This window comes from Aeromonas sp. Prich7-2, assembly GCF_017939255.1.
GTDB lineage: Bacteria > Pseudomonadota > Gammaproteobacteria > Enterobacterales > Aeromonadaceae > Aeromonas > Aeromonas caviae.
Window position 1 is genome coordinate 1 of sequence record NZ_JAGKRI010000016.1, and the last position, 14419, is coordinate 14419.

Here is a 14419-nt window from a genome sequence, read left to right on the forward strand (position 1 = left end):
TAAGAAGTTGCTTGAGGTACTGGGTTGCATTGATAATAGTCATGGCTTCGGGCGTGTCGGTTTTTTTTTGCGATTAAATCAGATCACAAACGAAGCCTTTTTTCTATCTATTTCAATTGGTTGTAGCTAAAGATCCTGTACATGAGTCCACGTTGATCAAGACCCTCACCGGTGTCTATCAGCGAGACGCCGGCCGTATCGAACTCGATGGCGTCCCCATCTCCCCGACGGACACCGCCCATGCCCAGCGTCTGGGGATAGGCACCGTCTATCAGGAGGTCAACCTGCTGCCGAACATGTCGGTGGCGGACAACCTCTTCATCGGCCACGAGCCACGCCGTTTCGGCTTCATCGACCGGGGCGCCATGACCCGGCAGGCCAGCGCCATCATGGCCAGCCACGGCTTCGAGATGGATGTCACCCTGCCCCTCGACCACTACTCGGTCGCCATGCAGCAGATCGTGGCCATCGCCCGGGCGGTGTCACTCTCCGCCAGGATCCTGATCCTGGACGAGCCCACCGCGAGCCTGGATGCCAGCGAAGTCCAGATGCTCTTCTCCCTGATGACGCGCCTGCGGGATCAGGGGGTGAGTCTCATCTTCATCACCCATTTTCTCGATCAGGTCTACGCCATCAGCGATCGCATCACAGTGCTGCGCAACGGCGAGCTGGTCGGCACCCGCGACACCCAGGCACTGCCACAACTGGAGCTGGTCAAGATGATGCTGGGACGCGAGCTGGACGACAATGCCCTCAAGCGGGCGGGCAAGACACTGCGCAGCAACCAGCCCATGGTGTCGTTCAGGGACTATGGCAAGCGGGGAGTCATCACCCCCTTCAGTCTCGACGTCATGCCCGGGGAGATAGTGGGCCTCGCTGGCCTGCTCGGGTCCGGTCGTACCGAGACCGCCGAGCTGATGTTCGGCATAGTGCCGAGCGACAGCGGCGAGTGCCGGGTGCGGGACAAGCCGGTGACCATCCGCTCTGCACGCCAGGCGGCCGCCAACGGCTTTGGTTTCTGCCCGGAGGATCGCAAGAGCGCCGGCATCATCGCCTCGGCCTCGGTGCGTGAGAACATGGTGCTGGCCCTGCAGGCCCAGCGGGGCTGGTTGCATCCCCTTTCTCGCAAGGAACAGGACGAGATCACCGCCCGCCTCATCGAGCAGTTGGCCATCAAGACCCCGGGACCGGAGCAGCCCATCCAGTTTCTCTCCGGGGGCAACCAGCAAAAGGTGCTGCTCGCCCGCTGGCTGCTCACCAAACCCCAGTTCCTGATCCTGGACGAGCCCACCCGGGGCATCGACGTGGGGGCCCACGCCGAGATCATCCGCCTCATCGAATCCCTCTGCGCCAACGGGCTGGCCCTGCTGGTCATCTCCTCCGAGCTCGAGGAGCTGGTGGGCTATGCCGATCGGGTGATCGTCCTTCGTGACAGAAAACAGGTGGCAGAGCTTGCGACGGACGCCCTGAGCGTCCCTGCCATCATGAACGCCATTGCATGTGAGGCCTGATATGACGTCATCCATCCTCCCCCTCACCAAGGGGTCGCGCGCCCGCAGAGAGTGGCCCACGGGCTCGGCCCAGTGCGCCGCCCTGGTGTGCGTGCTGCTCATCAATGCCCTGGTCGCCGACAACTTCTTCGCCATCCACATCCAGGATGGGCGGCTGTTTGGCAGCCTCATCGACATCCTCAACCGCTGTGCCCCGGTGGCCCTGCTCTCCCTCGGCATGACGCTGGTGATCGCCACCGGCGGCATCGACCTGTCGGTGGGCGCCGTCATGGCCATCAGCGGGGCCACCATGGCCAGCCTGGCCACCGGCGGTCACAGCCTGCCGGTCATCTTCGCCGCCGTCATCGGGGTGGGCCTTCTGTGCGGCCTGTGGAACGGCCTGCTGGTGGCGGTGTTCAAGATCCAGCCCATCGTCGCCACCCTGATCCTCATGGTGGCGGGCCGGGGCATCGCCCAGCTCATCACCGAGGGGCAGATCATCACCTTCAACAACGACGCCCTCGCCTGGATCGGCAGCGGCTCCCTCTTCTATCTGCCCACCCCGGTCATCATCACCCTGGGCATGGCGCTGCTGCTCTGGCTGCTGACCAAGCGCACCGCCCTAGGCCTCTTCATCGAAGCGGTGGGGATCAACATCAAGGCCGCCAAGAACGCCGGGCTCAACACCCCCATGGTGGTGATCGCCACCTACCTGTTGAGCGGCATGATGGCCGCCGTCGCCGGCATGATAGTCGCCGCCGACATCCGGGGTGCCGATGCCAACAACGCCGGGCTCTGGCTCGAGATGGACGCCATTCTGGCGGTGGTGATAGGAGGCACCTCCCTGATGGGGGGGCGCTTCAACCTCGCCCTCTCCCTGATCGGCATACTGATCATCCAGGGGGTGAACACCGGGATCCTGCTCTCCGGCTACCAGCCCCAGTGGAACCAGATCGTCAAGGCCCTGGTGGTGCTGGCGGTGCTGGTCATGCAATCACCGGCCCTCAACCACCTCTTCCAGCGAGGGACTCGCCATGTTTAAACGCAACCTCCCCCTGATGGTGACCATCATGGTCTTCGTGCTGGGCTATCTACTCTGCCTGGCCTCCTTCCCTGCCTTCATGTCCACCCGCATCATCTGCAACATCCTGACGGACAACGCGTTTCTGGGAATAGTGGCGGTGGGCATGACCTTCGTCATCCTCTCGGGGGGCATCGATCTGTCGGTGGGGGCCGTCATCGCCTTCACCGGCGTGCTGCTGGCAACCCTCATCGGGAAGCTGGGCGTCAGCCCCGTGCTGGCCATCCCTCTGGTGCTGGTGCTCGGAGCAGGCTTTGGCGCCCTCATGGGCTGGCTCATCGACACCCTGAAGATCCCCGCCTTCATCATCACCCTGGCGGGCATGTTCTTCCTGCGGGGGGCCAGTTTTCTCATCTCCGAGCAGTCCCTGCCCATCGATCACCCCAGCTTCACCTATCTGTCGAGCCTGTCGTGGAAGATACCGGGGGGTGGTCGCCTGAGCCTGCTGGCCCTCATCATGCTGGCGGTGGTGGTCTTCGGCATACTGCTCGCCAACCGCACCCGCTTTGGCAACAACGTTTACGCCATCGGCGGCAACGCCACCTCGGCGGCCCTGATGGGGATCTCGGTGCGCCACACCACCATTCGCATCTACCTGCTCTCCACCACCCTGGCGACCCTGGCAGGCATCGTGTTCGCGCTCTATACCTCGGCGGGCTATCCGCTCGCCGCCGTCGGGGTGGAGCTCGATGCCATCGCCGCCGTGGTCATCGGCGGCACCCTGCTGAGCGGCGGGGTGGGCACCGTCTTAGGCTCCCTGTTCGGGGTGCTGATCCAGGGGTTGATCCAGACCTACATCAACTTCGACGGTACCCTCAGCTCCTGGTGGACCAAGATCATCATCGGCCTGCTGCTGTTCAGCTTCATCGCCTTGCAGCGCCTGCTGATCCTGGTTTCGGAACACCGCAAAGCCAACAAGCCAGGTCCCTTCAAGCGCCAGGTTGCCGCCGCCCAGCTTGATTGACACCGTCACACAACCTGTCCCCTGCTCAGCCAGGGGCAGGTCCCCCATGGTGACCAGGCGCTAGTATTCGCCAGCCCCCAGCAGCCGCTCTTTCCAGAGATAGCCTTGCACCCCCAGATCCAGCCAGGGCCGTGGCGGGAGATAGCTTGCCGTGCCCAGGGCGCGCATCTGCTCGCCCCAGGGGCTCTCCACCCCGCACACCAGATCGGCCAGCGCCTTGCCCGCCATGGTCTGCTTGCTAATGCCAGCCCCGTTGCATCCCAGCGCGGCGTAGAGATCCGGGCCGAACTGGCCCCACAGCGGCGCCCCGTTGCGGCTCACGCTGATGAGCCCGGACCAGCTATGGGCGAAGGCCACCTCCCCCAGCGCGGGAAAGCGGGAGAGCAGCAACTGGCGGTGACGCCGAACCATGGCCTCATTGGTCCCGGCACGGCTGTGCAGTGTCGGCGCATGAGCGACATGCTGGCGGATCAGGATGCGGTGATCCCGGGTGTAGCGAAAGGTAGCGCCGACGATGGCGTTGACCGGGGTCAGTCCCCAGGGCGCAATGTCCCCCAGCCCGGCCCGCTGCTTGGGCGTCAGCGGCTCGGTCAGGGTGGCATGGGTCACCAGGGAGGCAAGCTTGCCGGCAAAGGGGGTCAGCTGACCCGCGCCGCCGTTGATGGCAAACATGGCCTTGCTCGCCACCACCTCCCCATGGGGCGTGGTGATACGAACGCCGCCTGCGCTGTCCACCCGCAAGGCGGGGCTACGCTCATACAGGGTCACATTTCCCGGCAGCTTGTCGGCAAGCCCCTGCACCAGAGCGGCCGGATTGAGCAGCACTGTATTGGGGGTATAGATGGCCGAGTGGTAAAAGCCGGTGCCGAGACGGGCCGAGAGGGCGGCCCCTTCCAGGTACTCATAGCCTTCGTCCAGCAGATCCAGCTCATGGGCGTATTGTTTGAGCAGCCCGGCGGATCCGGCCTTGACGGCGCAGTGATACTTGCCGCTCTGCTGCCAGTCGCAATCAATGCGATACCGGCTGACCCAGTGCGCCAGCTGGGCCAGTCCCCCTTTCAGCAGTCGCCGATAGTGGCTGGCCTTGGCCAGCTCGGCGGTGCCGCTGCCGATATTGTGGGGCAAATCGATGGCAAACCCCGAGTTGCGCCCGGCGGCGTTGTCCCCCACCACACCCGCTTCCAGCAGCACGATGCGGGCCTGTGGCTGATGCTCGGCCAGCACATGGGCAAAGGCCAGCCCGGCATAGCCCGCCCCCACCACCACCCAGTCCCCCTGGACCACCCCCTTCAGCGGCGCGCTGGGCACCCGCTCGGGCAAGATGGCGGCCCAACCGTTGATCTCTTCAGTGCGGGGAAAATAACGGAACTTCATGGCGCATCCTGCTCATGTCTTTGTCTGCAAGGGCCCGGTCGAGTACCGGCTCAGGTTGTCTTGCAAAATGGCCGCACTGTGCGGCCACCCAAAATAGGGGACTGCGCTCCGGTGAGAAGGCGGCCCCGATAGAAGGCAGTATCCATAACCAATAAATCATCAGTGATGGAGCACCGGTATTAATTACCACGCAGGGATAGCCGTCCCTTTATAGTATTTTTCCAGCGCAGCCTTGACTTGCTCATTTTGATAGGATGCCACCAGAGTTTTCACCCAGGGGGCGCTTTCATTGCCGCTTTTGACCGCGATGAAATTATTGTAAGGATTCTCTTTTGCCGTCTCGGAATAAATACGTTGCTGCTGGCTCAAGCCGGATTTCAATGCCCAGTCCGTATTGACCACGGCGGCATCCAGATCCTCCAGAGAGCGCCCTATGATGCCGGTATCCAGCTCCCTTATCTGCAATTTCTTGGGGTTGTCGATAATATCCGTAGTGGTCGCCAATATGCCCGAGCCGGGACGCAGCTTGATGACCCCGGCCGACGCCAGCACCCGCAGCGCACGCCCTTCATTGCTGGGATCGTTGGGCACCCCTATGATGGCCCTCTCCGGCAAGTCACCGACCGCATTGAATTTCTTGGAATACAGGCCGATGGGCCACACCGCCGTATTGCCGACCGGCACGATATGGTAGCCACGGCTCTTCACCTGATTGTCCAGGTAGGGTTTGTGCTGAAATGCATTGGCATCTATTTCGCCATTCTCCAGCGCCTCGTTGGGCAGAATATAGTCATTGAACTTGATAAGCTCGATATCCAGCCCCTGCTTTTTGGCCTGTACCGAGGCAACTTTCCACACATCTTCATCTTCGCCGCTCATTATCCCCAGCCGGATGGTTTCCCCGGCGCTGGCATATCCTGACATGATGGCGGCAACCAGAGGCGTCAATTTAAATATGGTTTTCAACATGGCTTTTTCCTTGTTAATAAATGATGACGCCCCCGAGATTACGGGGTCGATGCAAGGAGTACAAAGCACAAGATATCCCTTGGATATACCAAAATTGACGAATGCCGGGATCAATGAAATAGCCCGATGCCAGGGGCTATTTTCAATCTTTTATTTCCGCCATGTGGTACGCCGATGACGGCCGACACCAGTTGCTGGAACTCCCCATGTCGACTTTCCGCCCAGCGAGGAAACAGGCAAGGCCGAAGAGAGGGTATTGACGGTCTGCACGGGCACGACCGGCAAACACCGACGGATGACCAAGGCAACAGGGAATGGGGAGCACACCAGGAGATGGCGCAGGCCACTTGGCTACCGCCGCACGGGCCATCAGCTTGTCGCGGGTTTGCAGGGATTGTTGATCGCTACAACGAGCACGCTTTACGACCACCACAGGGGTGCCTGGTGACTTTCCGGTAGTATCAGCTGCCGTGTGGATTGAGCCAGAGATTCACTTTGAAGACTCCTGATTCATCCACATGAAGTGGATTACCAAGAGGTCTGAAGGGGGTATTAGCTGTAACTTGTTGAATGGCAGAAACAGGTGGTGGCCCTACCAGCCACATCCCGGCACTCGAGTCCCCCGCCTTGGCTGCTACCTTCCGGTCCTGACCAGGTCGACGGGTTATCAATGCGAGAGGACCAATAGGACCACCGGCGAGGAGAATAGGCAAACTGGCCCCTCAATGCAACGGCTTTCTACCGCTGCGCGAGCCGTTCGCCTTATTTTTCAACAATCTGGCCAAGGGTTCAGCTAAAGAGCATGAATTTGGCACCCACCAGCAACATGAGCAGGGCAAAGGCCTGCTTGAGCCGCCGGGGTGACATTCGGTGTGCCAGTCTGGCGCCCAGACGGGCAAACTGGGTGCTGGTGAGCACGATGCCAAGCAGGGCCGGCAGATAGATGAATCCGACGCTCCACTCGGGCAGATCGACGTCTCCCCAACCGGCATAGAGGTAGCTGAGGCTGCCTGCCAGGGCGATGGGCATGCTGCAGGCGGCGGAGGCAGCCACGGCGTTGCGCATGGGCACCGAATTCCAGGTGAGGTAAGGCACGGTCAGCGAGCCGCCACCGATGCCGAACAAGGCCGACATCCAGCCGATGACGGTGCCGGCGATCCCGGTACCAAGGGGGCCCGGCATGTGTCGCTCCGCTTTTGGCCTCAGATTGAGCCCCATCTGCAGGGCCATGGTCCAGGCGAAGCAGCCGATGATGATGTTGAGAGTGCTGGCGCTCAGCAGGTTGGCGGTCATGCCGCCGAGCCAGGCACCGACCAGCATGCCGGCGCCCAGGCGCCGAATCATCCCCCAGTCTACCGCTCCTGCCTCCTGGTGCGCACGCAGGGAGCTGAAACCGGTGAAGATCATGGTGGGCAGCGAGGTGCCGAGGGCCAGATGGGTGATGATCTCCGGCGCCACGCCCTGTGCGTGAAAACTCAGGACCAGCACGGGGACGATGATGAGGCCACCGCCGATACCGAACAGCCCGGCCAGCATGCCCGCGAAGGCGCCCAACACCAGATAGCCCACAAACAGCATAAACATTCCTTCAATAACGAAACAGCGGTCAACTTGACCGCCATTATCCATAAAAAAGAGATGGCATCTTGCCATCTCTTTATTGTGCCGATTAATGCAGGGGAATGGTACCGTCCATCACCTTGTAGAACGCCAGCACGGCGCAGCCGAGCAGAGCTGCCGTCATCCCCTGCTCCAGCCGATTGAGGCTGCGCAGGCCGTGGTGCTGGCGCGCCTTCCAGTAGATGAAGATCCCCGGGCTGTAGAGCAGTGCCACCAGCAAGAGGTACTCCACCCCCGCGGCATAGACCAGCCAGCAGCCATAGACGGTGGCCACCAGGGCCAGCAGCAGGTCGCGCTTGCGCTGATGGGGCTGGCCCGCGTAGGTCTCCCCTTTCAACGCCAGCTTGAGGCCGTAAGCACCAGAGAAGACATAGGGCACCAGGGCCGCCGAGGTGGCAATGTTCACCAGCGCCAGATAGGTGCTGTTCTGGAAGTAGATGATGATGAGGAAGATTTGCACCAGGCAGGTGGAGCACCAGAGCGACACCTTGGGGGAGCCGTTCTTGTTCTCCTTGGCGAACCAGGCCGGGAAGACCCCGGTCTTGCCCGCGATGTAGGGCACTTCCGCCGCCAGCACGGTCCAACTCAGCAGGGCCCCCATCACCGAGATCACCAGGCCGATGTTGATGAGCCAGGCGCCCCAGGGGCCGACCACGGCTTCCAGGATCATGGCGGTGGAGGGGTTCTTGAGGGCCGCCAGTTGCGGCTGGTTCATGACCCCCAGGGAGAACAGGGTCACCATGACGTAGAGCGCCAGGGCGCCGAGCAGCGCCAGCACGGTGGCGCGGCCCACGTCCTTGCGATGGCGGGCACGGGCGGAGACCACCACGGCCCCCTCGATGCCGATGAAGACCCAGAGGGTCACCTTCATGGTGGACTTGACCTGATCCATCACGGAGCCGAGCTCGGGACTCCCCTGCCCCCAGAGATCCAGGGTGAAGGTCTCCATGTTGAAAGCGAGCAGGATGGCTACGCAGAAGACGATGAGGGGCACCATCTTGGCGATGGTGGTGACGATGTTCACCAGCGCCGCCACCTGGATGCCGCGCAGCACCAGGGCATGCACCGACCAGATGAGCAGGGAAGCGAGCGTGATGGCGACCGGAGTATTGCCGTCACCGAAGATGACATTGTCCGGCGTGTCGAAGAAGTAGCTCAGCGCACTGAACACCACGATAGCGTAGGAGACGTTGGCCAGCAGCTGGCACAGCCAGTAACCCCAGGCGGCGTTGAAGCCGACGAAATCCCCGAACCCTGCCTTGGCGTAGCTGAAGATGCCGCCATCGAGATCCGGTCGACGCATGGAGAGATTCTGGTAGACCAGGGCGAGGCAGATCATGCCGATCCCCGTGATGGCCCATCCCAGGGCGACGGCCCCGGCACTGGCGTGCGCTGCGATGTTTTGCGGCAGACTGAAAACCCCGGCACCGACCATGGAGCCGATCACCAGCGAAATGAGGGCACCCAGCCCCAGTTTCTTGTCCATCTCAAACCTGTTTTATTAGGCGGCGGCTGAGCATCCGTATTCATACAGCGCGCGACATGGGAGGGGCTAAAAATCCGTACCCCGTGAAAAAGGCGGCAACTATATTGCATGACTATTCCGGCCGCAATCCCTCTTGCCGTCAATCATGAGCCGCCTTGACCGCGCGCAATTTTACAGCACTGATCCGGGGTGCCTGTGAGCTGGTTCAAATTAAGAAAGACCCGTTGATATTTCACGACTTTTCATGATGTCGCCCCGCTTTTCAAAAAGCGGACCTGCATGGCTATGCACCCTTGCTCTGGGGCCTTTCCCCTGCAAAAACGCCCCTGCAGGAGGGGCGTCAGAAAGGGTATATGCAGGGGGGGACTAGAGCCTCAAGCCGCCGTCCAGCTCGATCATCCGCCCCGACAGATAGTCGTTGGCAAGGATGAACTGCACCGTCTGGGCCAGCTGCGCCGCCTGCCCCAGGGTGCCTACCGGGATGGCCTGCTGCATGCGGGCCATGGCTTCGGGTTTCATCGCCGCCGTCATGTCAGTGGCAAAGACGCCGGGGGCGATGCCCATCACCCGGATGCCGTGACGGGCCAGCTCCTTCCCCCAGGTGACCACCAGAGAGGCCACTCCCGCCTTGCTGGCGGCATAGTTGCTCTGGCCCATGTTGCCAGCCCGGGCGATGGAGGAGATGTTGATGATGACGCCCCCCTCCCCGCCGATGGCCATCAGCGCCGCCCCCTCGCGCCCGCACAGGAAAGTGCCGGTGAGGTTGACGTCGATGACGCTCTGCCACTGGGCCAGGCTCATCTTCTCCGTCAGTGCCCCCTCCTTCACCTTGATCAGCATGCCGTCGCGCAGGATGCCGGCACAGTTGACGAGACCGTGCAGGGCACCGAACTGATCCTTGATGGCGGTGAAGGTCGCCTCGACCTCCGGCTCGCTTGCCACGTTGCAGACGAACAGGGCGCAGCGGCCGTCACGGCTGCGCACCTCCGCCTCGGTCACCTCCAGATCGGTGCGGTTGACGTCGATGAGCGCAAGTTGCGCCCCCTGCTCCGCCAGACTCAGGGCGATGGCGCGCCCGAGCCCCCTGCCCGCCCCCGTCATGGCAATAACTTTTTGTGTGATATCCATAAATGCTCCTGGTGAGATGGCCGGTGACTGTCGAGTCAAAGACTATCGGGTAAATAGGTAGATAACGGCCCTTAACCCGGCGCAGTTTTATCCCGATAGAGCTCGAGGATGCTGGAGAAATCCTTGTTCTCCTGGCCCTGGCTCCCGTGCAGGTTGAAGAGGTTGCGGGCCAGGGCCCCCATGGGCACGGCGCTGTGGGCATGTTCCGCCAACGCCATGGCGAGCCCCAAATCCTTGACCATCAGCCGGGTCATAAAGCCCCCTGTATACCCACGGGATGCCGGCACGTTCTCCATCACCCCGGGCCAGGGGTTGTAGCGCTCAAGGCTCCAGTTGTTGCCCGAACTCTTGCCCATGATGGTGGAGAGCACGGCGGGATCCAGCCCCTCCTTGACCCCGAGCGCCAGCGCCTCGGCGGTGCCCGCCATGTGGATGGCGAGCAGCATGTTGTTGCACATCTTGGCGATCTGGCCAGCGCCGAGGGCCCCGGCGTGAAACAGGTTCTGCCCCATGCAGGCGAGCACGGGTCTGGCCGCTTCAAAATCCGCTTGTTCGCCGCCGACGATGAAGGTGAGCGTGCCCGCCGCCGCACCGGCCACGCCTCCCGAGACGGGTGCATCGAGAAAACGGATGCCGCGCGCCTTCGCCGCCGCCCCCACCTGACGGGCCGAGGCCACGTCTATGGTGGAGCAGTCGATGACCAGGGCGCCGGGCGACAGGGCCGTCAGCAGATCCTGGCCGCCCCGCTCACCGGCACTCTCCCCCAGCCAGAGGCTGCGCACGTGCTCGCCCGCTGGCAGCATGCTGATGACCAGCTCGCAGCCGCTCACCGCTTCCCGGGCATTGCCGGTGGCGAGGCAGCCGGCCTCGATGGCGCGGGTCAGGCTCTCGGGCACCAGATCAAACACCTGCACCCTGTGCCCCGCCCTGGCCAGGTTGGCGGCCATGGGGCCCCCCATGTTGCCAAGCCCGATAAACCCAATCCTTGTCATGGTGTGCTCCTTGTGTGTGATCGCACGTCAGCGGGGGCGCAAGGGGTTGTCACCCTCGGGCCAGCGATAGAAGGCATCCAGCCAGGCCTCCCCCGCCTGCGGGGCCTGCCAGCGGGGTGATTTGTCCTTGTCGATGAGCAGGGCCCGTACCCCTTCCACAAAATCCCCTTTGAGTACGCAGTTGACCGAGAGGGCCAACTCGTCGGCAAACACCTCGGCCAGGGACTGGCGCCGTGCCTGCCAGAACTGGCGCCAGAGAATGGCGCGGCTGATGGGGCTGCCGCGAAGGCAGGTCTCCCGCCCCTGAGTCAGCGCCGGTTCGTCCAGCTCGGCGCCCTCGAGGCGTGCCAGCACCCCTTGCAGAGAGCGGCCAGCCAACAGCGCATCGATGCGGGCCTGGTGGGGCAGCAGTACGGGAGGCGGCAATGCCTGACCAGGGGCTTCCTGCAAATCGGTGAGCAGCACCTCGATCTGCTCGCAGGGGTCGCCTGCAGACCAGTCGAGGGCGGCGAGGCGCACCGGCAGTTCCACCCGCTCGCGGCTCCCCATGGCATGATCCGCGAGCCCCAGGCCGATGGCATCCGCCCCGTTGAAGCGGGCACCGGTGAGGCCAAGCCAGAGTCCGAGCCGCCCCGGCATCCGGCTCAAAAACCAGCTGGCCCCCACGTCCGGATAGAGGCCTATGGTCACCTCCGGCATGGCGAACAGACTCTTTTCGGTCACCACCCGGAACCCGGCCCCGGCAAAGAGACCGATGCCGCCCCCCATGCAGATGCCGTCCGCCACGCAGACAAGGGGCTTGCCGTAGCAGTGGATGTGGTGATCGAGCCGGTACTCCTGTTCGAAGAAGTCGCGGGCATAGCCAAACAGTGCCGACTCGCTCCCCTCCTGCTTGCGGTAATAAAAGGAGCGGATGTCGCCACCGGCGCAGAATGCCTTCTCGCCGGCCCCCTGCAACAGCACGCAGACGATGGCCGGATCCTGCTCCCAGCGGGTCAACGCCCCCTGCAACAACTGGATCATCTCAAGGCTCAGGGCATTGAGGGAGGCGGGGCTGTCCAGGGTGAGGATGCCGATGTGGCCACCATCCGCCGTGGGGCGGGTCTCGATGCGCACGGGCTCACTCATGGGCAGCCCCCGCAGACCGGGTATCTGCCCCTGCGACATGGCGGGCCGCCATCATTACCTCATTCATTCTTCACTCCCTCACTCTTTCGGTTTGGATTGGTCGTAACGCCAGCGCGGAGCCCGCTTCTCGAGGAAGGCCGCCACCCCTTCGCGCTGGTTGGCATCGTCAAACAGGGCGAGAAAAAGGCTGCGCTCGAGTGGCAGCGCCGCGTCCCTGTGGGTGCTTCGCCCCTGATTGATGAGCTGTTTGCAGGCGCGCAGGGCGCTCGGGCTCTGGCGCTCCACCAGCTGGGCCATCTGCTGCGCCGCCTCCCAGGCGTGCCCCTCGGTCACCACCTCCTCCACCAGCCCCATCTCGTAGGCCAGGGTGGCGCTCACCTTCTCGCCGCAGAGGATCATCCGCTTGGCCCAGCCCGGCCCCACCAGCTCGGTGAGGCGCTGGGTGCCGCCGGCGCAGGGCAGCAAGCCCACCGAGGCCTCCGGCAACCCCAGCTTGGCCTGCTGCTCGGCGATGCGGATGTCGCAGGCCAGCGCGACTTCGAGCCCCCCTCCCATGGCATAACCGTTGATGGCGGCGATGCTGACCCCGTGAAAGCGGGCCAGCGCCTCGAAGGCGTGGCCAAAGGCCTCGGCCACCTCGCGGGCATACGCCAGGCTGCCGTCGGCGAACATCTTGAGATCGGCGCCAGCGCAGAAGAATTTCTCTCCGGCACCGCGGATCACCAGGGCTACCACGTCGGGGCGACCATCCAGCTCCACCATCATCTGCAAGAAGGCTTCCAGGCTGGCGAGCGTCCAGGTGTTGGCGGGTGGGTGATCGAGGGTGATGTAGGCCACGTGGCCGTGATATTCGAGCCTGATCCTTGTCATTGCGTTGTCCTTGTCAAAAAAACTGCCCCATGATGACAGGGTTGAATGGAGCCAACCTGCACCTGGCTCACAAAGCCTGAGGACGCGCCGACTGCGTCCTCAGGGCAGGCTACTCCCGCTACTCCAGCGACAGGCCGGGGTCGGCCAGCAGGCGGCGGGCGATGATGAGCCGCATCACTTCATTCGTCCCTTCCAGAATGCGGTGCACCCGGGTGTCGCGCAGATAGCGCTCAAGCGGATACTCGCGGATATAACCATAGCCGCCAAAGAGTTGCAGGGCGTCGTCGCAGATGCGGTGCCCCACGTCGGTGGCAAAACGCTTGGCCATGGCGCACCAGGCGCTCTTGTCCGGGCTGCCCTCATCGAGTTTGGCGGCCGCCTGGCGCACCAGCAGGCGGGCGGCAGCGAGCTCGGTGGCCATGTCGGCCAGGCGAAACTGCACGCTCTGGAATTCGCTGATCGGGTGTCCAAATTGCTGGCGCTGCTGCACATGGGCCAGGGCATCGTTGAGAGCCTGCTGGGCTGTGCCCAGCGAACAGCTGGCGATGTTGATGCGCCCCCCATCGAGCGCCTGCATGGCGAACTTGAACCCTTCCCCCTCCTCCCCCAGCCGGAAGCGAGCGGGAATGCGCACGGCATTGAAGTTCACCTCCCGGGTCGGCTGGCTGTTCCAGCCCATCTTCTCCTCCGCCTTGCCGTAGCTCACGCCGGGGGTCTGGGCCGGTACCATGAAGGCAGAGATCCCCTTGGCCCCCTCACCACCGGTGCGGGCCATCACCACCAGCACGTCGGTGCTGCCGGCGCCCGAGATGAACACCTTGCTGCCGTCGAGGAGGTAATCCGCGCCATCGCGCACGGCGCGGGTCTTGAGGGCCGCAGCGTCGGAGCCCGCCCCCGGCTCGGTGAGGCAGTAGGATCCCAGCAGCTCGCCGCTGGCGAGCCTGGGTACCCACTCCGCGGCCACCTCGGCAGGCAGCCAGCTGCCCAGCATCCAGCTCACCATGTTGTGGATGGTGAGATAGGCGGTGGTGGAGGTGCAGCCCATGGCGAGGCGTTCGAAGATGAGGCTGGCATCGAGCCGGCTCAGGCCCAGACCGTCATACTGCTCCGGGGTATAGAGGCCACACAGGCCCAACGCCGCCGCCTGCTTGATGGTGGGGATGGGGAACTCGTGCTCCCTGTCCCAGCGCGCGGCGTGGGGTTTGAGCGCCAGATCGGCGAAGGCGCCGGCCGACTCGACACAGGCCCGTTGGGATTCGGTCAGGGTAAAATCCATCTTGTTCGCTTCCTTTGTACTTGTTCCGTCGATCCGTTGCT

At 63.4% G+C, this 14419-nt stretch carries 12 protein-coding genes and 1 other RNA gene; 3 read left to right on the plus strand and 10 right to left on the minus strand.

Going from position 1 to position 14419, the window contains the following annotated elements; all coding sequences use genetic code 11:
- Positions 1-152 precede the first annotated feature (152 nt).
- The 3 genes from J9892_RS04130 to yjfF are packed head-to-tail and all read left to right on the plus strand — an operon-like array spanning position 153 to position 3535.
- Positions 153-1511, plus strand: a complete 1359-nt coding sequence (locus tag J9892_RS04130) for a sugar ABC transporter ATP-binding protein (protein ID WP_246876615.1) — start codon at positions 153-155, stop codon at positions 1509-1511.
- A gap of 1 nt (position 1512) precedes the next feature.
- A complete protein-coding gene (ytfT, locus tag J9892_RS04135; protein WP_045524792.1) occupies positions 1513-2532 on the plus strand; it encodes a galactofuranose ABC transporter, ATP-binding protein YtfT in 1020 nt (339 codons plus the stop codon).
- Positions 2525-3535 carry a galactofuranose ABC transporter, permease protein YjfF gene (gene yjfF / locus J9892_RS04140; protein WP_210538004.1) on the plus strand — a complete coding sequence of 337 codons (1011 nt, stop codon included), beginning with the start codon at positions 2525-2527 and terminating at the stop codon, positions 3533-3535. The genes ytfT and yjfF overlap by 8 nt, the downstream gene beginning before the upstream one ends.
- 60 nt (positions 3536-3595) lie before the next feature.
- Here the strand turns inward: yjfF and J9892_RS04145 are convergent, their stop codons facing one another.
- From J9892_RS04145 to J9892_RS04190, 10 genes are all read right to left on the minus strand, one after another.
- Positions 3596-4909, minus strand: a complete 1314-nt coding sequence (locus J9892_RS04145) for an FAD-binding oxidoreductase (RefSeq protein WP_210538005.1) — start codon at positions 4907-4909, stop codon at positions 3596-3598.
- 183 nt (positions 4910-5092) lie between these two features.
- Complete coding sequence (locus J9892_RS04150) at positions 5093-5878, minus strand: MetQ/NlpA family ABC transporter substrate-binding protein (protein ID WP_134996771.1); 786 nt, start codon at positions 5876-5878, stop codon at positions 5093-5095.
- Positions 5879-6468: 590 nt separating this feature from the next.
- An RNA gene (gene ffs, locus J9892_RS04155) (signal recognition particle sRNA small type) lies at positions 6469-6565 on the minus strand.
- Between the two features lie 102 nt (positions 6566-6667).
- A complete protein-coding gene (locus J9892_RS04160) occupies positions 6668-7456 on the minus strand; it encodes a sulfite exporter TauE/SafE family protein (RefSeq protein WP_045524789.1) in 789 nt (262 codons plus the stop codon).
- 91 nt (positions 7457-7547) lie between these two features.
- Positions 7548-8984 carry an arginine-ornithine antiporter gene (gene arcD / locus J9892_RS04165; RefSeq protein WP_010674600.1) on the minus strand — a complete coding sequence of 479 codons (1437 nt, stop codon included), beginning with the start codon at positions 8982-8984 and terminating at the stop codon, positions 7548-7550.
- A 366-nt stretch (positions 8985-9350) separates the two neighbouring features.
- Entirely contained in the window at positions 9351-10112 is a 762-nt protein-coding gene (locus J9892_RS04170; protein WP_210538006.1) for an SDR family oxidoreductase, read from the minus strand.
- 71 nt (positions 10113-10183) lie between these two features.
- Positions 10184-11104 carry a 3-hydroxyisobutyrate dehydrogenase gene (gene mmsB / locus J9892_RS04175; RefSeq protein ID WP_210538007.1) on the minus strand — a complete coding sequence of 307 codons (921 nt, stop codon included), beginning with the start codon at positions 11102-11104 and terminating at the stop codon, positions 10184-10186.
- Between the two features lie 27 nt (positions 11105-11131).
- Positions 11132-12232: an enoyl-CoA hydratase/isomerase family protein gene (locus tag J9892_RS04180; protein WP_161470447.1), complete on the minus strand. Its 1101-nt coding sequence runs from the start codon at positions 12230-12232 to the stop codon at positions 11132-11134.
- 78 nt (positions 12233-12310) lie between these two features.
- Positions 12311-13102: an enoyl-CoA hydratase gene (locus tag J9892_RS04185; RefSeq protein WP_210538008.1), complete on the minus strand. Its 792-nt coding sequence runs from the start codon at positions 13100-13102 to the stop codon at positions 12311-12313.
- Between the two features lie 118 nt (positions 13103-13220).
- Entirely contained in the window at positions 13221-14378 is a 1158-nt protein-coding gene (locus J9892_RS04190; RefSeq protein ID WP_104452896.1) for an acyl-CoA dehydrogenase family protein, read from the minus strand.
- Between the last annotated feature and the right edge of the window lie 41 nt (positions 14379-14419).